Raw genomic sequence first — 22,584 nt, 5'->3', positions numbered from 1 at the left:
AAATTTTAAGTAGATGAAAACGACATATTTATTAGTTGCACTTTGCCTAACCATCTTACCAAGGATAAGCTGGGGACAGGACAATCGACCGAATATTGTATTGATTTTGGTAGATGATCTGGGTTTTTCGGATATAGAGCCCTATGGAGGAACGGACCTGCAGACCCCCAATTTGACTGCCTTGGCTAAAGAAGGAACGAGATTTCAGGAATTTTATAACAATTCCATTTGTGCCCCTACGCGTGCTTCTTTATTGACGGGGCAGTATGCGCATCGCGCAGGTGTAGGTTATTTTAATGTGAATCTTGGACTGCCTGCCTATCAGGGTTTTTTAAATCGGGAGTCACGGACGCTGGCTGAGGTTTTGAAACAGGCCGGCTACTCCACTATTATATCGGGAAAATGGCATGTGGGTGATGATTACGATCAGTGGCCGGCACAGCGCGGGTTTGAGCGGTCTTTCAATTTTGTTGGCGGGGCGTCCAATTTTTATGAAGTAAATGGACCGGAGCAGGCAACTGTATCGCTCATCCGGAATAATAAACCCTTTTATTTGCCAAAGGGACGTTATTTGACAGATGAGATCACGGATCAAGCCATTGGTTTTCTGAAAGAACAGCAGAAAGATAAAAAGCCTTTTTTCTTGTATTTGGCATTCAATGCCCCACATTGGCCCCTGCAGGCACCGGAAGAAGAAACTCAAAAGTATAAAGGAGTCTATCGTGGGGGATGGGATAACCTGCGTACGCAACGTTATGAAAATGCGCAGCAGAAAGGTGTGTTTCCTATCGGGCAGGCCATTGCCAAAAAAGACACTGCGCTACAGCACTGGGATAAATTGACCTATGATGAGCAGCAGTATTGGCAACGTCGGCAACAGGTCTTTGCCGGTATGATCGATCGCATGGATCAGAGTATCGGCCGCATAAGAAAAACGTTAAAAGAGCTAAAAAAAGATAAGAATACACTAATCATTTTTTTGTCTGATAACGGTGCCCAAGGTGGGGATCGCACACGCGTGTATACGGCAAGGAATACAGAGACTGTCGGATTACCAGGTTCCTATGATGTGCAAAACAGCAATTGGTCCCAAACCGGAAACTCACCTTTGAGAAGTTACAAAGATAATCCGTATGAAGGTGGCATTGGTGCCCCCTTCATTGTGTGGTATCCAAAAGAGGTGCGGGCAAACGTGATTAAGAAGGGGGTAGGCCATCTTATTGATATCGCTCCCACCTTGTATGACTTTGCAGGTGCGACCTATCCGGAACATGTCGGCGACACGGCGATAAATACACTTCCGGGGCTGAGTTTGAGACCGCTCTTGCGTTCAGATAGCAATCAGGTCGATCGGCATGTTCCGCTATTTTGGGAACGTGCAGGCAATCGTGCCGTGCGATATGGTAAATGGAAATTAGTTTCTTTATTTAAGGATGGTAACAAACCCGAATTATACAATATCGATGAAGACCGAAGCGAAAACAACAATCTTGCTAGCCGTTATCCAGCTATCGTGAAAGATCTCGAAGCAAGGTATAAAGCCTGGGCTGAAGAGAATTCCGTTGTGGATTACAAGCGTTTAAAAACAAACAATCAATTTCGATAGGACTATAAATGAAGAACATGAAAAAGATAATTTTGACATTATACCTTGTGGTTGCTACACTGTTAGGTTATGCACAACAAAGAAAGCCAAATATCATTTTGATTTTGGCCGATGATTTAGGCTATTCCGATATTGGAGCATACGGTTCGGAAATTTCTACACCCAATTTGGATCGTTTAGCCAATGAAGGGCTAAAGCTGACGCAATTTTATAACAATTCGATATGTGCGCCGACAAGGGCCTCCCTAATCACAGGGCAATATCAACACAAAGCTGGCGTTGGATATTTTTCCAACGATCTCGGACTGCCTGCCTATCAGGGTTATATTAATTCGGAATCACTGACCATTGCCGAAGTCCTCCGGTTGAATGGTTATATCACGGCAACCTCGGGTAAATGGCACGTGTCTGGAAAAGGGAAAAGTTTGCCCTGGGAGCGCGGTTTTGATTTGGTATTTCCAAGAGTGGAAAAAAATGCAGATTCAGGCGCGCCGACTTTTCAAGAACAAACCTATTCTGAAGGCTATCCCTTGGAAGATTCCTTTTCGACAGAGGTAATCAATCGTCAAGCTGAGGCGTTTTTGGATCAGATCAAAACGCAGGATAAACCTTTTTTTCTCTATTTGGCACATACAGCCCCACATTGGCCATTAGTAGCGTTGCCGCAAGATATCGCCAAATATAAAGGCCGGTATGACAATGGGTGGGAGGTGATACGTCAACAGCGCTTTGAACGCCAGAAACAATTAGGAATGGTGTCCCAAGCGACCCAACCATCGCTTGTTGATGAGGATATTTACGATTGGTCACGATTATCATTTGATCAAAAAAAACTGTGGTCAAAAAAAATGGAAGTGTTTGCGGCTATGGTCGACAGATTGGATCAGACTATAGGAAAATTACTAGATAAGCTAAAAGACAATGGACAATTGGACAATACACTGATTGTTTTCTTGTCAGACAACGGTGCGCCGGCCGAAGATCTTGTTCGCTGGTATCATGGCGCCCGGATAAATAAAGGACCGGTTGGGACACTGGGTTCTTATGAATCGCAGGGCAAAAATTGGTCATATGCCTCCAATACACCTTTTAAAGCATTTAAAGATTATACCTATGAAGGTGGGATTAATACCCCATTTATAGCTTGGTTTCCTGGTAAAATCGCGAAAGGCGTCAAGCAGGGCACTGGTCACGTCATTGATCTGGCGCCGACTTTCTACGATTTGGTTGGTGCGGTATATCCAAAAGAATACGAGGGGCATAAGGCGAATGCTTTACCAGGAAAGAGTTTGCTTCAGGTTTTGTTCCAAGATCAAGATACCGTTCGGCGACAAGAAGGTTTATTTTGGGAGCGCGCTGGTAATCGTGCTGCACGTATTGGAAAATGGAAACTTGTATCGAGCTGGCCGTCCTATAAATGGGAACTTTATGATCTTGCGCAGGATCCTACTGAACGGAACGATGTTGCCGGACAGCATCACGACGTCGTGTCTCGTTTGTCTACTGCTTATTTCCAGTGGGCGAAAGAAAACGGTGTTGTGGATTTTGCAGAATTGGAAGCTAAGGAACCCAAAAGTATGAAGGATTTTAGGGAAAGTAAAGTGCAGGAAATTCCGGTGCCGCGCAATTTCTAATTGCTTAAATGGTAAAAAAGCTTTCTGAGTTATCAGAAAGCTTTTTTTGTCTTTGGCGGAGAGGGCGGGATTCGAACCCGCGGTACCGTTTCCAGTACGACAGTTTAGCAAACTGTTCCTTTCGGCCACTCAGGCACCTCTCCTCGTTTTGACATTGCAAACATAAGGCAATTATTTGATTCTGCAAAGTCTAAATAATAAAAAAAATGCAAAAAAAATGTAACGTTGCAATAAGCGTTTGACAGTCAATTTGTTGTTTGACAATTAAAATTACATTGTTTTTTTGCTTAAATCGTAATCCACCCGAACATGATAGATACTTTTGAGCATCGCCTTAAATATAACCGCAGATTCCGTGATATCTTTTAAGGTAATGTTACTATTGTTGAACTGTCCACGCATCAATTTGTGTTCAATAATCTTATCGACAAGATTATTGATGGACTCTTCGGATGGCTCTTTTAATGCGCGGGACGCAGCTTCAACGGAGTCTGCCATCATGAGCACTGCTGTTTCTTTGGAAAAAGGAATGGGGCCTGGATAGGTAAATAACGACTCGTCCACCAATTTATCCGGATTGTTCTTCACGAAAAGGTTATAGAAATAATCTACACGGGTAGTGCCATGGTGCGTGCGGATAAAATCAAGGATAACGTCTGGCAATTGATGTTTTTTAGCAATATCGACACCCTTTATGACGTGCGAAATAATAATCTGTGCGCTTTGCTCAGGGGATAGCTCGTCGTGAGGATTCTTTTCTGTCTTTTGATTCTCGATGAAAAATTGAGGGTTAGTCAATTTGCCGATATCATGATAGAGTGCTCCGGCACGTACCAGTAGTGGATTTCCACCAATTTTATAAATCGCCGCTTCCGCAAGATTAGCTACCTGTAAGGAATGCTGAAAGGTCCCCGGGGCTTTGAAAGAAAGTTCTCTTAGCAATTTGGAATTACTGTTAGTAAGCTCCATGAGGGTAAGGTCAGACACGATACCAAACAATTTTTCAAAGGCATAAATCATGGGGTAGGCAAGGAGCGTAATCAATACGCTGACGAAGAATGGAAGGAGGTCGGACCAATAGATCGTGTCAATGGAACCATTTCTGGTCACCACCAATCCAATATAGGCGATCCAGTAGGTTCCCAGAATGATTGCCGATGAAATAAACAATTGCTCTCTTTTAACCAATGTTTTGATACTGTAGATCGCAACTATACCCGCCATAAATTGTAGAAAAACAAATTCAAAGCTATTTGGGACGAATAATCCTGCTAATAGCACCATCAATAGATGGATATTGAGCGCTACACGTGTGTCAAATAAAATACGAATGATAATGGGGACCGCACAAAACGGTATATAGTAAAGGTTGGGTATTTTGATTTTAATGGCCCAGGATAAAACGGCAAGCATACCGATGATGACGATCATGATAATGACGAGCAGTCTGTTATTAAAATAGATGTCTTTTCGAAACAGAAAAAGGAACACCATCAAAATAGAAAGCGCCAGCGAAATGATCAAAAATTGACCTAAAGTCACATAATTTTGGTTGCCGCTGATCTTGCCTTCGTCTTCGTATACCTTACGTAACGATTCAAGCTTTTGGTAGGTTTCATTGGAAATTATTTTATCTTTTTCGGCTATCAGTTCCCCTTTTTGGACAACGCCACGCGTAGCTGAAATGTTGGCAATTGCGTTTTGTTCCAAGGCCTCTGTCTGCTGATCATTATAAATGTAGTTAATGGTAATATAGTTTTTTAGTGTCTCCACCAGCCAGCTCTTTTGTTTTATTTTGGTCAGTTTGGGCATAATGTCGTCCATATAACTGTAGGAGCTCTCGATCGTATAGCAGTCGGCCGTATTTTTTTGGCTGGCGACTTTGTCTTGAATGAGCGTAAAATTATAATGCTTAGAGGCTGGGGATTTGTCGTTACTACGGTTTTGAAATCTATTGTTCAACGATAGGATACCTTTGCTATAGAGATGATTGAGGATGGCGTTTCCGGCATTTCTATAATCCGCTATATTTTCATGTGTCGTATCTAATTTGCTGCTCTGCCACTTTTCGGCCAGATCGGTGTTGAATTGATCAATTTGCTCTTTGCTGGTGGTTGTATTGGCATTGTAGATAGGCTGAATGGTATTTAAGATACTTTTCTTGTCCGCATTCAATTCTTCTTGCGTTTTTAATATGGCAAAATTGTAGGGCGATATTAGATTTTCGTGATTCCATACTTTACCTTTTTGAAATTCATAGCGGAAACGGGGTTGTTTGGGAAGAAATATACAGATCAAAAAGATGGTAATAAGTATTAATCCAATTTTGCGGACAAGGTTTTCCGTTGTATTTAATTCTCTTCTATATTTTATTTTTAGTCTTCCCACTGCGAGCTTTATTTTTATATGCTGTAAATATACAAATGTAGTTATAATTTATTTTCTGCAGCTTCTGCCAATTTTCGTTTATGGGCATTAAATAGTGTAAAGGCTGTGATGAACAAAAAATACTTGTTATCTTTGCAGAAAAAATACAACATGTCAACAAAATCACATCTCATTGCACCATCCGTTCTTGCTGCAGACTTTGCAAAATTATACGATGATATTATCATGGTAAACAACAGCGACGCAGATTGGTTTCATATTGATATTATGGACGGCGTTTTCGTTCCTAATATCTCTTTTGGATTTCCAGTTATGCAGGCTATTGCAAAACATGCAACTAAACCGTTGGATGTACATTTGATGATTGTTGATCCAGACCGTTATTTGCAAGTATGTAAAGATTCAGGCGCAGCAATTATTACTGTGCATTACGAGGCCTGTACACATTTGCATCGTACACTGGCTGCTATTAAAGAGTTGGGGTGTAAAGCTGGGGTTGCATTGAATCCACACACTCCGGTGGCTCTTCTGAAAGATGTGCTAGCGGATTTAGACTTGGTTTGCATCATGTCGGTCAATCCGGGATTTGGTGGTCAAAAATTCATTAATAACACCTATGCTAAGGTTCAGGAGTTACGAGCGATGGCTGCGGGTGTGAACGATGGCCTGTTGATTGAAATCGACGGGGGAGTAACGACTGCGAATGCAGCACAGCTATTGAAAGCTGGGGCAGATGTGTTGGTGGCCGGTTCATTTGTGTTTAATGCCACAGATCCTTTGGAAACTGTCAAAGCGCTGAAAGACATTGATATACATGTAGAAACGATATAAAAAGGATAGGTGGTTTAGTCAAATAAATCACCTATTTTTTTTGAACGTGAGGCAGTAGAAATAGCGGATAGGAAAAAAACGGGCATGATTGCACAAATGCTGTTTAGAACAATTCCAAATTGATTTAAATAGATGTAACGCATGCGTTTAAAGATGTATTTTCACTATTTTTGTATTTAGTCATAGGAGTTGATTTACGACAAATAAGTTAACTTCAAACATGAAGTGGAAGGGCTAAATTGTGATTTGTTCGGGAAACCGATAGATGGCTTATTAGCTTAATTATATTACAGTCAAGGTGGTTTAGCAAGACATCGTGTCTTTTTGGCTACCCTTAAAATAGAAAGATAGATATCTATGAGTATTTACAACGATTACGTACAAGAGGTTGTAGAACGAGAAGGCCAGGGTTTACATCCTAAGCCAATTGATGGAGCAGAATTACTAAGTGAAGTAATTGCTCAGATTAAGGATTTAAACAACGATAATAGAGCAGATTCTTTACGATTGTTTATTTATAATACACTGCCGGGCACGACCCCTTCTGCTGGCGTTAAAGCTCAATTTTTGAAGGAAATTATTTTAGGCGAATCTGTTGTTGCTGAAATTACACCTGACTTTGCTTTTGAGTTATTGTCTCATATGAAGGGTGGACCTTCTATTGCGGTGTTATTAGATTTAGCTTTGGGTGACGATGTAGTGATTGCAAAGCAAGCTGCAGAAGTGCTTAAAACACAAGTTTTCTTATATGATGCTGATACAGCTCGTTTGAAAGATGCTTATCAGCAAGGTAACGAAGTCGCTAAAGATATTTTGGAAAGCTATGCAAAAGCGGAGTTTTTCACGAAGCTACCTGACGTGCCGGAAGAAATTGAAGTGGTTACTTTTATTGCGGGTGAGGGTGATATTTCAACAGATTTATTATCCCCGGGAAATCAGGCGCACTCACGTTCGGATCGTGAATTACATGGTAAATGTATGATCACACCTGAAGCGCAGCAGCACATTCGTGAATTGCAGGCGCAACATCCAGGTAAAAGTGTTATGCTGATTGCTGAGAAAGGAACGATGGGTGTAGGTTCCTCTCGTATGTCGGGAGTAAATAATGTGGCACTTTGGACCGGTAAACAAGCAAGTCCTTATGTTCCTTTTGTCAATATTGCGCCGATTGTAGGTGGTACGAATGGTATTTCGCCAATTTTCTTGACAACGGTAGATGTGACCGGTGGTATTGGTATCGACTTGAAAAACTGGGTGAAGAAAGTGGATGAGCAGGGTAATGTTGTGCGTAACGAGAAAAACGAACCCATTCTTGAAGAAGCTTACTCTGTTGCAACAGGCACTGTTTTAACCATTAATACAAAGACGAAGAAATTATATCATGGCGAGCGTGAGCTGATCGATATTTCGAAAGCTTTGACTCCACAGAAAATGGAATTTATTAAAGCCGGTGGCTCTTATGCGATTGTTTTTGGTAAAAAGATCCAAACATTTGCTGCAGAGACCTTGGGCATTCAAGCGCCTACCGTATTTGCTCCTTCAAAAGAGATTACTATTGAAGGACAAGGCTTGACAGCAGTAGAGAAAATCTTCAACAAAAATGCGGTCGGTGTTACACCTGGTAAAGTCTTACACGCAGGTTCTGATGTTCGCGTTAAAGTAAACATTGTTGGTTCTCAAGATACAACTGGTTTGATGACCGCACAGGAGTTGGAGGCCATGGCTGCTACGGTCATTTCGCCAACAGTGGATGGTGCTTATCAATCGGGTTGTCATACCGCATCTGTATGGGATAAAAAAGCGCAAGCAAATATTCCAAAACTGATGAAATTTATGAATGACTTTGGATTAATCACTGCGCGTGACCCACAGGGCGTATATCATTCCATGACTGATGTTATTCATAAAGTTTTAAACGATATCACTATCGACGAATGGGCCATCATTATTGGTGGGGACTCCCATACGCGGATGTCCAAAGGTGTAGCTTTTGGTGCTGACTCTGGCACGGTTGCATTAGCGTTGGCTACAGGGGAGGCTTCGATGCCAATTCCTGAGTCGGTAAAAGTTACCTTTAAAGGGAGTATGAAAGAACATATGGATTTCCGTGATGTTGTTCACGCTACCCAAGCGCAGATGCTGCAGCAATTTGCTGGAGAGAACGTCTTCCAAGGTAGGATTATAGAGGTTCACATTGGTACGCTTTTGGCTGATCAGGCGTTTACATTTACAGACTGGACAGCAGAAATGAAAGCGAAAGCTTCCATTTGTATCTCGCAAGATGATACCTTAATCCAATCCTTGGAGATCGCTAAAAAACGTATTCAGATTATGATCGATAAAGGCATGGAAAACAAAAACAATGTTTTGCAGGGCTTAATTGAGAAGGCTAACAAACGTATTGAGGAAATTAAATCTGGCGCTAAGCCTGCTTTAACTCCGGATACAAATGCGAAATATTATGCTGAAGTTGTTATTGATCTGGATATCATTGAAGAACCGATGATCGCTGACCCAGATGTGAATAATGCAGACGTTTCCAAACGTTATACACACGATACGATTCGCGACCTTTCTTACTACGGTGGAAACAAAAAAGTAGATTTAGGTTTCGTCGGTTCGTGTATGGTTCACAAAGACGATTTGAAGATCGTTTCTAAAATGTTGAAGAACATTGAAAAACAAAAAGGCGCAGTTACTTTTGAGGCTCCTTTGGTCGTCGCAGCCCCCACTTATAATATTATTGATGAGTTGAAAGCAGAGGGCGACTGGGAATTCCTGCAAAAATACTCTGGATTTGAATTTAGCGATGCACTACCTAAAAGTACTGCACGTACAGAATATGAGAATATTATGTATCTAGAGCGCCCGGGTTGTAACCTCTGTATGGGTAATCAGGAGAAAGCCGCAAAAGGGGATACAGTCATGGCGACTTCAACACGTTTATTCCAAGGTCGTGTCGTGGAGGACAGAGACGGTAAGAAAGGAGAGTCTTTGCTGGCATCGACTCCTGTAGTTGTGTTATCAGCTATCTTGGGTCGTATTCCGAACATTGACGAATATAAAGCTGCTGTCGAAGGAATTAACTTGACAAAATTTGCACCTATTCCGACAAAATAGTAATAATTAGTGTTTAGTAACTTAATTAAACAAATAAATTAGAGAGATATGGCTTTTGATATTGATATGATTAAAAAGGTCTATAGCCGTTATGACGAGCGCATTGCTGCTGCTCGTCAGGTGGTTAATAAACCTTTGACTTTATCTGAGAAAATATTGTATGCACACCTTTGGGATGGCAATGCTACTGAGGATTATAAGCGTGGCGTTTCTTATGTTGACTTCGCCCCTGATCGCGTTGCTATGCAGGACGCTACTGCTCAGATGGCGTTATTGCAATTTATGCAAGCTGGACGTCCCAAAGTTGCAGTTCCTTCTACCGTTCACTGTGATCACTTGATTCAGGCAAAGGAAGGGGCAGATAAGGATTTGGCCCGTGCTAAAAATGAAAGCTCTGAAGTATTTAACTTTTTGAGTTCTGTTTCTAATAAGTATGGTATCGGTTTTTGGAAACCCGGAGCAGGTATTATTCACCAGGTTGTTTTGGAAAACTATGCTTTTCCGGGGGGAATGATGATCGGTACAGACTCACATACGGTTAATGCCGGTGGTTTGGGTATGGTTGCTATTGGTGTCGGCGGTGCTGATGCCTGTGATGTGATGGCTGGACTACCATGGGAGCTGAAATTCCCGAAATTAATCGGTGTTAAATTGACTGGTAAGTTAAGCGGATGGGCTGCTGCCAAAGATGTTATCCTTAAAGTTGCTGGTATCTTGACCGTAAAAGGTGGAACTGGAGCGATTGTGGAATATTTTGGCGAGGGAGCAGAGTCGCTATCTTGTACAGGTAAGGGAACCATTTGTAACATGGGTGCTGAAATTGGTGCGACAACTTCGACTTTCGGTTATGACGAATCCATGGAGCGCTACCTACGTGCTACGGGACGTGCCGAAGTCGCTGACGCGGCAAATGCGATTAAACAACATTTGACAGCGGATGCTGAAGTTTATGCTAATCCAGAACAGTATTTTGATCAGCTCATCGAAATTAATCTATCCGAATTAGAGCCATCGCTCAACGGTCCTTTTACACCAGACTTGTATACGCCAGTGTCTCGGATGCGTGAAGAGGCTGAAAGAAATGGCTGGCCTTTAAAAGTGGAATGGGGATTGATCGGTTCATGTACAAACTCATCCTATGAAGATTTGTCACGTGCCGCCTCTATAGCAAAACAAGCTGTTGATAAAGGTTTGATTACTAAAGCTGAATTTGGTATAAATCCGGGGTCAGAACAAGTTCGTTTTACAGCTGATCGTGATGGTTTGCTGAAAACATTTGAAGACCTGAATGCAACGATATTTACGAATGCTTGTGGTCCATGTATTGGTATGTGGGATCGTGTAGGGGCTGATAAACAAGAGAAAAATACCATCGTTCACTCATTCAATCGTAACTTTGCGAAACGTGCGGATGGTAATCCTAATACCTATGCATTTGTGGCTTCTCCTGAGCTGGTAGCGGCAATTGCAATTTCTGGCGATCTGGGCTTCAACCCAGTGACGGATACGTTGACGAATAATAAAGGTGAGCAGGTGAAATTGGATCCACCGGTAGGGGACGAATTACCTACCAGAGGATTCGCCGTAGATGATCCGGGTTACCAAGCACCGGCTGCTGACGGTAGTTCCGTTGTCGTTGATGTGGCGCCTACGTCCGACCGCCTCCAATTATTGCAACCTTTTGCGGCATGGGAAGGCACTGATTTGAAGGGTTTGAAATTATTGATTAAAGCGAAGGGGAAATGTACGACAGACCATATTTCGATGGCTGGCCCTTGGTTGAAATACCGTGGACATTTGGATAACATTTCAAATAATATGTTGATCGGTGCGGTAAATTTCTTCAATGAGAAAACAGATAATGTTAAAAATCAATTGACAGGCGAGTATGGCCCTGTGCCAGCAACACAACGTGACTATAAAGCACATGGTATTGGTTCAGTTGTCGTTGGCGACGAAAACTATGGGGAAGGTTCATCTCGTGAGCATGCTGCAATGGAGCCTCGTCATTTGGGTGTTCGTGCGGTATTGGTTAAGTCTTTCGCCCGTATTCATGAGACAAATTTGAAAAAGCAAGGAATGTTGGGATTGACTTTTGCAAATAAGGACGATTATGATAAAATTCAGGAAAACGATACCATCGATATTATCGGTTTAACTGAATTTGCTCCAGGTAAGCCCTTAACGCTGGTATTGCACCACGATGATGGAACACAAGAGGAGATCTTGGCAAACCATACGTACAATGCACAACAGATTGAGTGGTTTAAAGCTGGTGGCGCCTTAAATATAATTCGCAAAAATCAAGCACAATAGTGCTGATTAGCATACAAAAAAAGCCGCTTTCGTGTAAAGCGGCTTTTTTATTTTGTTTTGGAATGACATTTCTGTGATCTTCGTCATATTTTACTAATTCTCATTGAATTTATTTGCTTATAAAATAGAATGCCGGTACTTTTGCCCAACGTTTTTAGCACTGATATGAGAAAAATATTTTTAACAATTGGAGCGCTTGCATTGAGCGTTTCGGCTTTATTTGCACAAGAAAATCCCGAAATAGGAAAGAGTATTTTCAAACCAAAAAATTTGAGAACCGAAAGTAATAAAGGGAAATTCTTTTTCTTTTGGGGGTATAACTTCTCTTCCTATGCAAAATCTGATATTCATTTCACAGGTCCCAATTATGATTTTATTCTTCACGATGTAAAAGCTGCCGATCGCCCAACTAAATTTGGTTCGACTTATTTTGATCCAAGCCGGTTGACGATCCCGCAATTTAACCTTCATTTTGGTTATTATATCAAAGATAATTATTCCATTTCATTGGGATGGGACCACATGAAATATGTCGTCGATATACCTCAACAGGTAAAGATTTCAGGTTTTATTGGTGAAGAGATTTCTAATCCAGGTATCCCGACTGGAAACCGTGCCGGTCAATATAATGGTGAATTGATTACGGTAGATTCCGCTATGCTAACATTTGAACACACCGACGGTTATAATTTTGCTTCGGTGGGCTTGGAGCGTTACGATGATATCATCAACAATCGAAAGGGCCAACAGGTGCTGACAATGGAATCTGGTGTAGATGTAGGCTTACTAATCCCGCGTTCGGAGGTTCATCTTTTTGGTGAGGGAGCAAACCACTTTTGGAACATTTCTGGTTATGGCGCTTCGGCGAAAGTTGGTCTGCACTATCGGTTTTACAAAGGGCTGTATCTTCAAGGAAATTTTAAAACTGGATGGACTGATCTAACCAACATTCGTACAACTGGAAGAAGAGGGGTAGACAAGGCGTCGCAACAGATCTGGTTTTTTGAAAACTACTGGGCTTTAGGCTTTAGGTTTTAAAACCATATAAAAAAACAGGCTAACTTTAAAGTAGCCTGTTTTTTTATATGGTTTTTTCACTATACCGAGGTACACCTCAAATTTCGTCCAACTTAAAGATATCTTTTACCCGTATCCCTTTCTCGGTACGTTGTAGTGTGCAGCATTCGTGAACTGAATCGTGTTCGAAAAACAGGATATATTCGTTATCTACTATTTCGTTCCAGTAGCTATGGCGTTCTTCCATAGTAACTAACGGACGTACATCATATCCCATCACGTAGGGAATAGGTATATGACCTACCGAAGGGAGTAAATCTGCCATATACAGCATTGTCTTTCCTTTGTATTGGACCTGAGGTAACATCATGGATTCTGTGTGGCCATTTGAATAGCGCATGCTGATATCGCTTCCGAACGGATTGTGTACATCTTCAACAAACTTTAATTGTCCGCTTTCTTGTATCGGAAGAATATTCTCTTTTAGAAAAGAAGCCTTCTCCCGGGGGTTGGGATTAGTTGCCCAAGACCAATGGTCTGCATTACTCCAAAAATGAGCGTTTTTAAAGGCTGGAACAAGTTGATCACCTTCTCGCGCTATGGCACCACCACAATGATCGAAATGTAGGTGGGTAAGGATAACATCGGTGATGTCATTTCTGTCAAATCCAATATTTTTTAGTGATTTGTCTAATGTCGCATCACCATGAAGGTAATAATAGCTAAAAAATTTTTCATTTTGTTTGTCTCCAAGGCCAGTGTCGACTAGCATTAATCGATTACTATCCTCGATGAGAAGCAGACGATTTCCCCAGGTACACATATTGTTTGAATCGGCCGGGTTTGTTTTATTCCAGATGCTTTTAGGGACCACACCAAACATAGCACCACCATCGAGTTTAAAGAACCCCGTTTCTATAGCATATAATTTCATCTTCTTATTTTGTATTTACTTTTTGACCAGTACGTATAACCATTGTTTGCTGTTTTGCATAATCAACGTTTGCTTAAGCTCAAAATTTTACTCTTATTAATATATGTAAAGAATGGAACAATTTACGAAAAATAAATTATATTTTTTAATTAGCATAACTTGAATTGCTAAAAAAATATGCTAAAAAATGTAATTTATTTTATCTGTGTAAGTGATTGATAGTTAGTGTTTTGATTTTGTGTTTTTTGTACAATAAGCTTGATTTTTAGATAATTATGTTTTGTTTTTAGCGAAAATTGCCTTTAAATTTGAGCACATTTTAAAACAAACAAAAAATATGAAAAAGGGTAACATTGGAAACGCGCCTGATTTGAAATATTTGAAAATTGATAGCACGAAAAGTGTATTTTATCAATTACCCGTTTCTGAATTGGTTCAACATGCTTTGGCAAATCAAGAGGGGAGGCTTTCTGATACAGGAGCGCTTGCCGCTGATACGGGAAAATTTACGGGGAGGTCGCCAAAGGATCGCTTCCTTGTAGAGGACTCTTTAACTAAAGACAGCGTCTGGTGGGGGGAAATCAATCAACGGATGTCTCCGGATCATTTTGAGGCGCTATTTTCGCTGGTAGCCTCTCACTTGGCTGAGCGAAATATCTACATAAGAGATTGCGCTGCGGGTGCCGATCCGATTTATCAAATTGGTATCCGTGTTGTAACAGAGACAGCTTATCAAAGTATATTTGCCAACAACTTGTTTTTACGTCAGGAGCAAAATCAAGAAGTTCGGCCACCTTGGTCTATCTTAGCTGCTCCGACCTTGTTTATTAAAGATCCGCATGCATATGGTATCCTTAACGAAAATTTTGTTGCAATTGATTTTACGAAGAAAATTGTATTGATTGCTGGGACGGGTTACACGGGGGAAATTAAAAAGAGTATTTTTTCGATATTGAATTTTATTTTACCATTCGAGCATAACGTCCTTTCTATGCACTGTTCAGCCAATACTTCCAAAGATGGGGATACTGCATTGTTTTTTGGGCTTTCGGGTACTGGAAAGACGACACTGTCTGCTGATAAAAACAGGCGGTTAATTGGGGACGATGAGCATGGTTGGAGTGAACGGGGAGTTTTTAATTTTGAAGGAGGTTGTTATGCAAAATGCGTTGGTCTAACAGCCGATAAGGAACCGGAGATCTATCATGCCATTCGTTTTGGTTCGCTGCTGGAAAATGTGGTTTTGGATGAGCAGGATAAACCTGATTACAATGACATCAGTAAAACCGAGAATACGCGCGTGTCTTATCCAATAGACTTCATGGAAAATGCTGAAATAAGCGGTATTGCTAATGAGCCGGCTCATATTTTTTTCTTGACAGCAGATGCCTTTGGTGTACTTCCGCCAATTTCATTGTTGTCTACCGACCAGGCTGTCTATCATTTTGTAAGTGGCTATACAGCGAAGGTTGCAGGTACAGAAGTGGGAGTAAAGGAACCTATGGCTGCATTTTCAACTTGCTTTGGACAGGCATTTTTGCCGCTTCATCCCGCGAAATATGCAGCGTTGCTGCGTTCAAAACTTGAACAGAATCGTAATATCAAAGTCTGGTTAGTGAATACAGGCTGGATTGCAGGTCCTTATGGAATAGGGCGACGAATTAAACTTGCCTATACGAGAACGTTAATCCGAGCCGCAATCGATGGTTCATTATTAGAATCTCAGTTTAATAGACACGATATTTTTGGCTTAGATTATCCGACCAGTTGCGGAGCATATGTTCCCGAGCAAATCATGAATGCCCGGGGATTATGGAATAACGATGAGGCTTATGATATGCAGGCAAAACGCTTGGCGAAACTATTCATAGCAAACTTTGAAAAATTTAATAACGAGATGCCAGAGACAGTTCTCGCGGCAGGTCCTAAGATTGACCGTAGTGTCCTCGTTTAATTAAGTTTGCATTCGTACAACAAAAAGAGTAAACATGGGATTTCTCTTTTTGTTGTACGATTTTTTTTGGTGGGGATGAAAATCTTTAATCGTGTTTTTTAACGAAAGAATCTACTTGCTCCTGTTCGCTTCCGACAAGGGTATTGATAATAAGCTTAATAGCCGCCAATCGCGCTTTTTTCTTATTGTCTTTAACAATTTCAAACCAGGGTGATTTTTTTGATCCTGTTTTCTTAAAGAGGTTTTCAATATAATTGGTGTAAATATCCCATTTTTCCTGTGCCTGTTGGTCGAGCGTTCCTATTTTCCATCGCTTAAGAATATCTTCCTGACGCTCTCTTAACCTTTCGGCCTGCTCTTCTTTGCTGATGCTCAGAAATAACTTGATGACAATGATTCCATCGTCAATTAATTGTTTTTCAAATTCTGGAACCTGACTCATAAATAATTCGTGTTGCTCTTTGGTGCAGAATCCAAATACGGGTTCAACTACAGCACGGTTATACCAACTTCTGTCGAAAATTACAATTTCTCCGGCATTAGGAAGCTGTTTGATATAGCGTTGAAAATACCACTGTCCGGATTCTTCTTCGGTTGGCTTCGGTAAAGCGACAATGCGAATCTTTTTAGGATTTAAATATTGAGCTACGCGGCCTATTGTGCCGCCTTTGCCAGCAGCGTCCCTACCTTCAAAAATAATTAGTACCCGCTTCCCTTTTTCATTGATTTCGTATTGGAGCTTCAACAACTTGACCTGTAGTTCATAGAGCTCTTTTTCATAATCGTAAACATCGTTGAACTTTTTTATTTCAAGAATGCCATGTTGCTCCAGGTAATTTAAAACATCTTTGTTTTCGTGGATCTTCTGAAGTTCATTTAAATCGTATTCTGCCATAGGATATTTATTTAAGCGATCGTTTTTATTAAAGTTACTTATTGAATTGTTAAAAAATGTCAAATTTCAAATAAAATTAATGTTTGTAATACTAATATATGGCTACATTACGTTTATTAATCAGAACACCAAATGGATGTTCAAATAGATTAGACTTTTCATAAATTTAGGTTAATAATTGGTTAGGTTAGCTCGGAGTTCCCCACTTCGAGCTTTATTTTTTTTTTAACAATCAGACGGTATCCTTGAGAGCTAGTGTTTTAGCTATCATGCGAATGTCTTAAATGTTAAAAAATGTTAAACGGATATTGTCGACATAATGATTAGAAAAAAGCATCGTTTTTACTACAAATACTTTTCATAAATAGGTTAATATATGGCTAACGAAAGCTCAGAGTTCCCCACTCTGGGCTTTCTATTTAATTATAATTTATCAATAGCCGCAAGATAGGATTGTTGAATATGTTTAGGTATTGCATTATGTTTCTTTCAAATAGATAAGCGATCGTACTGGATTTGAAGATTGATTAAAAAACAATGGCCGAGATTTATAGTCCCGGCCATTGTTTTAAGATATTGTTTTGTGTTGTCAGGCCACTTCCCGTAGATCCACAGCCACTACTCGAGATACACCTTGTTCTACCATGGTAACTCCATAAATGATATCTGTGCTTGCGATTGTTTTCTTATTGTGCGAGACCACTATAAATTGTGAGTTTTTAGAGAAATCCCGGATAATATTGTTGAATTTATCGATGTTGGTATCGTCCAAAGGAGCATCCACCTCATCGAATATACAAAATGGCGCTGGCTTGGAAAGATATAGTGAGAATAGCAAGGCAGTAGAAGTCAATGTTTTCTCGCCACCCGATAGCTGATTAATAGACAATGGTCTTTTCCCTTTTGGTCTAGCGATAATATCGATATCTGAATCCAAAGGATTGCTTGGGTCTGTCAAGATCAGATCACAGCTATCTTCTTCGTTAAATAACGATCGGAATACTTTGACAAAATTATTTCTTACTGCATCGAATGTAAACATGAACTGAACTTTAGCGGTGTCGTCGATTTCTTTGATCGTTGCCATCAAAGAACCTTTTGCTTCGATCAAATCTGCTTTCTCTTTATTGATGAAATCATAACGTTCATTCATCTCATCGAAAGCCTCTTTGGCCATCAGGTTGATGGTACCGAATTCGTCAAGCTGTTTTTTGAGTTTACTACATTTTGCCGCCAGTGTAGCTTGGTCTTCTATAAGCTGAGGTACATCCTCTCGATCGATTAGGTCTTTAAGTTCAATGTTGAATTCGACGGAAAGGCGTTCTTTTAACGCATTCAAATCAATTTGAAGGCTTGTTTTTTTATCTTTAATTTCGGAAACAAGGAAATCGCTTTGTTCTTTCGAACGGCGTAATTGCGTTAACGAATCTTCTAGGTTATTGATTTTTTGCTTATCTGCATAATAGCTGTCTTCCAATTCTTTCAGTCCATCTTCTAATGCGATCTTCTGCTCGTACATGGCGATAAGATCTTGATCTTCATCGTCCTCAAATGGAATGGTGGTGCGCAGCGCTGATTGCACTTCAACCAGTTCTACACTATTTTTTTCTATACGAATTTCGTGGTCGTCTTTTTGTGTTTCTCTAAATTCCAGATCTTTGGTGATATTAGAAACTTTGTTTAACTGTTGGTGGTAAGCAATATTCTCTTGATTATATACAGTCGATTTTTCGTTGAGTATTTCAGAGATTTCATGAAATTGATCTTGCAGTAGCGCTAACTCGATAACGCTCTGTTCCTTCTCTAGGCGTAAGTTTTGTATTTGGGGCTCAGTAATTTTTAAATTCGACTCGATCGCTGTAATCTTCTCCTCAATATCTTTTTTGCGTGTTTGGGAGTTGCTGATGAAAGTTTGATATTGCTCTTGCTTTGTTTTGACGGTAATTAATTCATTATTGAGCCGGTTGAACTGAAAGCGCAACTCATTGATCAGCTCTTTCTGGGAATTGCCTCTTAAGGTTTCTAGACGAGCTGTTTCGGCCGTTATCTTATTTTCAAGTTTTACAATTTCTTGGTTGATTGTCTTGATCTCTTGGGATAGTACTTCGAGGTTTTTAGCTCTGCCAATACGTTTTCCTTCAAACAGTCCTACAGATCCACCTGACAGACCCAAATGATGTTTTGCATAACGTCCGTTTTTTTGCAAAATTACCTGTCCTGATTCGGGAAGTTTCTCATCCAGTTCTTTTTCATGCTCATGTTTAAGGATGAAAACCTGTTGGAGCAGTAAGGTGCACAAAGACGTGTACTTTTCGTCTACTGTAATCACATCCAAGGCCGACATCAAATTATTATTCGGTATAGGAGGTGGGGTAGGAGTCGTCGTTATTGCATCTAAAACAAAGAAATTTGCGCGTCCTTTTGCGGCGTCGCTTAGTAGCTGAATGGCTTGAACAGCATCCTGTTGTGTATCGACAACATAATGGTTCATAATGGGCTCGAGGTAATTCTCGATAGCCACTCGGTAATCTTCCTGACAAAACAATACATCTGAAAGAAGCGGAGGTTGTTTTTTCCAGCCTGCATTTTTCTTTAAAAAACGGATGGAGTCTGGAAAACCTTCTAAATTGTCAACGAGAGATTTTGTCAGATTATATTCGTTTTGTTTCGCATCTACCAGACGAAGGTCCTTAGCAAGTTGGGCTTTGAATTCTTCTAAGTTTGCTTGACATTGACTGATTTGCCCCTGAAGCTCTTCTTCCAGTTGATTTGCCGCATCGTACTGTAATTGCTGTGCTTCTACACGACCTTCCAGCTCTACAACAGCGGAATTGAACTGTTGTAATTCATTTTCTTTCGCTTCGGTATCCTCACTATTGCGAATTAGTTCTTGTAAAAGAGCCTCTTTCTGTATCGTAAATACGGCAAGATCTTTTTCCAATTTATAGATCTTTGCTTGTAAATCGGCGTTACTTTTATTAAAAATATCAAGCTTTCCTTTTGCAGATTGTTGCTGCCCTCTCAGTTCTTCAACTTCTGATTTATTCGACTCCAGGTTACTTTTTAATCCGTCCAGTTTATTTTGTTCGTCAAATAACTCTTCATTTAATCGCTTAATGGTATAGACTACGTGATTAAGTTGTTGTTTGTCGCTGTTAATATCGATGCTTAGACGATTTTCTTTATCTTGGAGATTTTTAATCTTTTCGTTTTTGATCTTTTTTTCAGATTCGTAACCACGAATTTTATTTACGAATTCCTGTGTCGTTTTCTGCTGTACCGACAGGTTTTTTTCCTGCTCTAAATTTGTTTGACGGAGCGATTGGAGTTCATTTTCCGCATGCAAGATATTCTGCTGTGCATTTTGTGCATCTTTTTGGACTTTGGATTCTTGTGTCTGAAGCCGTTCTAGTTCTGTCGAGAAATCTGCGATTTTATAATAGGCCAGATCGATACTGCTCTGTCGGTATTCTGACTTGAGTAAGGTGTATTTCTCTGCTTTTTTAGCTTGATTCTCTAACGATTTAAGGTTTTTTGTGATTTCAAAAAGCAGGTCGTCCACACGACTAAGATCGGCTTCGGTATCTCTTAATTTCGCTAGGGTTTGTTTTTTACGTACTTTATATTTCGAAATTCCGGATGCTTCTTCAAATAGGTTTCGACGAGAGTTATCTTTATTATTGATGATTTCGTCAATCATTTTCAATTCAATAATGGAATAACTATCCGCGCCCACACCGGTATCCAGAAACAAATCAGTAATATCTTTTAAACGACATTTCACATCATTCAACCGATATTCACTATCGCCGTTTCGGAATAATTTTCGGGTGACAGTAACTGTGGAGAATTCAGTTGGTAAAATATTATTGTTATTATTGAAGGTCAACGATACCTCTGCAAGATTTGCGGGCTTTCTATTTTTTGTCCCGTTGAAAATAATATTTTCCATTTTATCGGAGCGCAGCATCTTCGTACTCTGCTCTCCGAGTACCCAGCGTATTGCATCGACCACATTGGATTTTCCGCATCCATTGGGGCCAACAATCGCTGTGACACCGTCATTGAAGTTGATCGTGATTTTATCTCCGAAACTCTTAAATCCTTTAATTTCTAGTTTGGTTAACTGCATTTATACCAAATTTGTTTGTCGTTATAAGCTTGCGAAAATAGTAAAATTAAACAAGATTTTTTTCTTTCTTTATTCACATTTTCCTGTTTCAGGATCACATGAAGGGCCTTCTTCACCTCTTTGTTGCAGCGGAGCAGATTGGCTTGCTAAGCATTCATTTATGGTATTATTAAAAACTTCCATGGGCTGTGCTCCGGGGATGGCATATTTTCGGTCGAATACAAAGAAGGGAACTCCCCGCAGTCCTAAGTTAACGCCTTCTTGGATATCTTGCGCAACATCGTAAGCAAACTCATCCGATTCGAGCAAGTTTTGAATTGCATAAGCAGGAAGTTCGTATTGAGTCGCAATATGCGTAAGAACCTGGTTGTCATTAATATTTAGGCCGTCTGTGAAATGCGCTTTAAACAACGCTTTCTTAATTGGCGTACCTTTTTGGTGGCCTTGGGCAAAATGGATCAGGCGATGCGCTTTTCGTGTATTTACGACAACGGCTTTGTCAAAATTCAGGGCAATTCCCAGCTCCCTTCCCTGTGCACTGAGTTGTGATGTCATTGCAACCACATCATCTATACTCATTCCTTTCGTTTGTACGAGATAGTCATAAGTAGGTATTGCCGGTGCATCTTCGGGATAGTCGGGGTTAAGCTGATAAGATTTCCAGATAATTTCAGCCGCAGGCTTATTTGCGGATTCCTGAAGTGCCATTTCGAGCTTTGTCAGACCAATATAACAAAATGGACAAATGATGTCCGACCAAATTTCTATTTTCATATTTCTTTTTTTACTGCGTATATTGTAATCAAAAATACATATAATAACGATGATAATCTGTTTACATTGTTTTTCGAATGTCAACAGATTATTATTTAATGTTTATCCATGTTAGAGAAATCTTTTTTGAATCGTAAAGTTACTCTCGTCCTGGGCGGCGGCGGTGCTAGAGGACTGGTACATATTGGCATCATCAGGCGGTTGGAAGAGCTTGGTTTTGAGATAAATGAGGTTGTTGGATGCTCTATAGGTGCACTCGTTGGCGGAATTTATGCGCAAGGAAAGATGGATCTTTTAGAAGATTGGATGCTTCGGTTGACGAAGAAGTCGGTCTTTAACATGATGGATTTTAGCTGGAGAGGATTGGGCATGATGAAGGGGGTAAAGGTGTTCAACGCATTAAAGTCCGTCATCCCTGATGGTAATATAGAGACATTTCCAATTTTGTTCAAAGCTGTGGCTACGGATCTCAATTACGAAAAGGAGGTCGTGCTGGATTTTGGGAGCATGTATGATGCTATTCGGGCTTCCATCGCCATCCCGGCAGTGTTTACGGCGGTGGAAGAAAACAAGCATGTGTATGTTGACGGTGGTGTACTGAATCCATTACCCATAAATCATGTGACAAGGAAAGAAAATTTAATCATTGCGGTTAATCTTGAATCGAAACCAGACAAACAATATTCTGTCATCAAAAAACTCGATCCGAAGACGTCAAATTCATTGGATATCCTGCAGGCGTCTTACTATGTGATGCGCAGGAAAATGAGTCAGATGATAGTCGACTTGTATCGCCCGGACGTCGTTGTTGACATACCTTATAATATCTGTAATTTGTGGGATTATCATCGGACTGAATTTCTCGTTCAAAAAGGAAAGGATTATATAGAGCAGGCGCTAAAAGAAACAACGTCCGGGTAAAATAAATTTTAATCCGGACGTTGTTTTGTTCAATGGTGAAGATCGTTGAGCGCTCAATTTTT

Annotated in this window: 13 protein-coding genes and 1 tRNA gene; 8 read left to right on the top strand and 6 right to left on the bottom strand. The window is 40.4% G+C overall.

The genetic code is table 11. From position 1 onward, the window contains the following. Positions 1-13 precede the first annotated feature (13 nt). The gene (locus J2X77_RS07390; protein ID WP_209580918.1) at positions 14-1,606 is read left to right on the top strand and encodes an arylsulfatase; all 1,593 of its coding nucleotides are present in this window, start codon (positions 14-16) and stop codon (positions 1,604-1,606) included. Between the two features lie 17 nt (positions 1,607-1,623). Next, positions 1,624-3,240: an arylsulfatase gene (locus J2X77_RS07385; RefSeq protein WP_310079911.1), complete on the top strand. Its 1,617-nt coding sequence runs from the start codon at positions 1,624-1,626 to the stop codon at positions 3,238-3,240. A 53-nt stretch (positions 3,241-3,293) separates the two neighbouring features. On the opposite strand, the gene J2X77_RS07380 is transcribed toward J2X77_RS07385, so the two are convergent. Together J2X77_RS07380 and J2X77_RS07375 are read right to left on the bottom strand one after the other, a co-directional pair. Further along, a tRNA-Ser gene (locus J2X77_RS07380) sits at positions 3,294-3,383 on the bottom strand. 127 nt (positions 3,384-3,510) lie between these two features. Continuing rightward, the gene (locus tag J2X77_RS07375; protein ID WP_209579148.1) at positions 3,511-5,628 is read right to left on the bottom strand and encodes an HD family phosphohydrolase; all 2,118 of its coding nucleotides are present in this window, start codon (positions 5,626-5,628) and stop codon (positions 3,511-3,513) included. 150 nt (positions 5,629-5,778) lie between these two features. Here J2X77_RS07375 and rpe point away from each other — a divergent pair, with 150 nt between their 5' ends. The 4 genes from rpe (at position 5,779) to J2X77_RS07355 (ending at position 12,933) form a co-directional block, all read left to right on the top strand. Then, positions 5,779-6,459 carry a ribulose-phosphate 3-epimerase gene (gene rpe, locus J2X77_RS07370; RefSeq protein WP_209579149.1) on the top strand — a complete coding sequence of 227 codons (681 nt, stop codon included), beginning with the start codon at positions 5,779-5,781 and terminating at the stop codon, positions 6,457-6,459. Positions 6,460-6,816: 357 nt separating this feature from the next. Further along, entirely contained in the window at positions 6,817-9,579 is a 2,763-nt protein-coding gene (locus J2X77_RS07365) for a bifunctional aconitate hydratase 2/2-methylisocitrate dehydratase (protein ID WP_209579150.1), read from the top strand. Between the two features lie 48 nt (positions 9,580-9,627). Then, complete coding sequence (locus tag J2X77_RS07360) at positions 9,628-11,895, top strand: aconitate hydratase (protein ID WP_209579151.1); 2,268 nt, start codon at positions 9,628-9,630, stop codon at positions 11,893-11,895. A gap of 165 nt (positions 11,896-12,060) precedes the next feature. Then, entirely contained in the window at positions 12,061-12,933 is an 873-nt protein-coding gene (locus J2X77_RS07355; RefSeq protein ID WP_209579152.1) for a hypothetical protein, read from the top strand. Between the two features lie 76 nt (positions 12,934-13,009). Here the strand turns inward: J2X77_RS07355 and J2X77_RS07350 are convergent, their stop codons facing one another. After that, positions 13,010-13,846, bottom strand: coding sequence for an MBL fold metallo-hydrolase (locus J2X77_RS07350; RefSeq protein WP_209579153.1), 837 nt, complete (start codon positions 13,844-13,846; stop codon positions 13,010-13,012). Positions 13,847-14,183: 337 nt separating this feature from the next. On the opposite strand from J2X77_RS07350, the gene pckA reads away from it, so the two are divergent. Then, positions 14,184-15,800: a phosphoenolpyruvate carboxykinase (ATP) gene (gene pckA, locus J2X77_RS07345; protein ID WP_209579154.1), complete on the top strand. Its 1,617-nt coding sequence runs from the start codon at positions 14,184-14,186 to the stop codon at positions 15,798-15,800. An 85-nt stretch (positions 15,801-15,885) separates the two neighbouring features. On the opposite strand, the gene ppk2 is transcribed toward pckA, so the two are convergent. From ppk2 to J2X77_RS07330, 3 genes are all read right to left on the bottom strand, one after another. Then, the gene (gene ppk2 / locus J2X77_RS07340) at positions 15,886-16,695 is read right to left on the bottom strand and encodes a polyphosphate kinase 2 (RefSeq protein ID WP_209579155.1); all 810 of its coding nucleotides are present in this window, start codon (positions 16,693-16,695) and stop codon (positions 15,886-15,888) included. A 589-nt stretch (positions 16,696-17,284) separates the two neighbouring features. Beyond that, on the bottom strand, positions 17,285-20,827 hold the full coding sequence (gene smc, locus J2X77_RS07335) for a chromosome segregation protein SMC (protein ID WP_209579156.1): 3,543 nt from the start codon (positions 20,825-20,827) through the stop codon (positions 17,285-17,287). A 69-nt stretch (positions 20,828-20,896) separates the two neighbouring features. Continuing rightward, complete coding sequence (locus tag J2X77_RS07330) at positions 20,897-21,601, bottom strand: DsbA family oxidoreductase (protein ID WP_209579157.1); 705 nt, start codon at positions 21,599-21,601, stop codon at positions 20,897-20,899. A 108-nt stretch (positions 21,602-21,709) separates the two neighbouring features. Here J2X77_RS07330 and J2X77_RS07325 point away from each other — a divergent pair, with 108 nt between their 5' ends. After that, positions 21,710-22,522 (top strand): patatin-like phospholipase family protein, encoded by an 813-nt coding sequence (locus tag J2X77_RS07325; RefSeq protein ID WP_209579158.1) that lies wholly within the window; start codon positions 21,710-21,712, stop codon positions 22,520-22,522. The last annotated feature ends 62 nt before the right edge of the window (positions 22,523-22,584 follow it).

The sequence above is a fragment of the Sphingobacterium sp. 2149 genome (assembly GCF_031455655.1).
GTDB lineage: Bacteria > Bacteroidota > Bacteroidia > Sphingobacteriales > Sphingobacteriaceae > Sphingobacterium.
Note: the sequence above shows the minus strand (reverse complement) of the source record. Positions and strands in the feature narration are given on the sequence as shown.

Bases quoted from the DNA above. Each gene is read 5' to 3' on its own strand.
- J2X77_RS07390 (WP_209580918.1), top strand. From the start codon at position 14: ATGAAAACGACATATTTATTAGTTGCACTTTGCCTAACCATCTTACCA.
- J2X77_RS07385 (WP_310079911.1), top strand. From the start codon at position 1,624: ATGAAAAAGATAATTTTGACATTATACCTTGTGGTTGCTACACTGTTA.
- rpe (WP_209579149.1), top strand. From the start codon at position 5,779: ATGTCAACAAAATCACATCTCATTGCACCATCCGTTCTTGCTGCAGAC.
- J2X77_RS07365 (WP_209579150.1), top strand. From the start codon at position 6,817: ATGAGTATTTACAACGATTACGTACAAGAGGTTGTAGAACGAGAAGGC.
- J2X77_RS07360 (WP_209579151.1), top strand. From the start codon at position 9,628: ATGGCTTTTGATATTGATATGATTAAAAAGGTCTATAGCCGTTATGAC.
- J2X77_RS07355 (WP_209579152.1), top strand. From the start codon at position 12,061: ATGAGAAAAATATTTTTAACAATTGGAGCGCTTGCATTGAGCGTTTCG.
- J2X77_RS07350 (WP_209579153.1), bottom strand. From the start codon at position 13,846: ATGAAATTATATGCTATAGAAACGGGGTTCTTTAAACTCGATGGTGGT.
- pckA (WP_209579154.1), top strand. From the start codon at position 14,184: ATGAAAAAGGGTAACATTGGAAACGCGCCTGATTTGAAATATTTGAAA.
- ppk2 (WP_209579155.1), bottom strand. From the start codon at position 16,695: ATGGCAGAATACGATTTAAATGAACTTCAGAAGATCCACGAAAACAAA.
- smc (WP_209579156.1), bottom strand. From the start codon at position 20,827: ATGCAGTTAACCAAACTAGAAATTAAAGGATTTAAGAGTTTCGGAGAT.
- J2X77_RS07330 (WP_209579157.1), bottom strand. From the start codon at position 21,601: ATGAAAATAGAAATTTGGTCGGACATCATTTGTCCATTTTGTTATATT.
- J2X77_RS07325 (WP_209579158.1), top strand. From the start codon at position 21,710: ATGTTAGAGAAATCTTTTTTGAATCGTAAAGTTACTCTCGTCCTGGGC.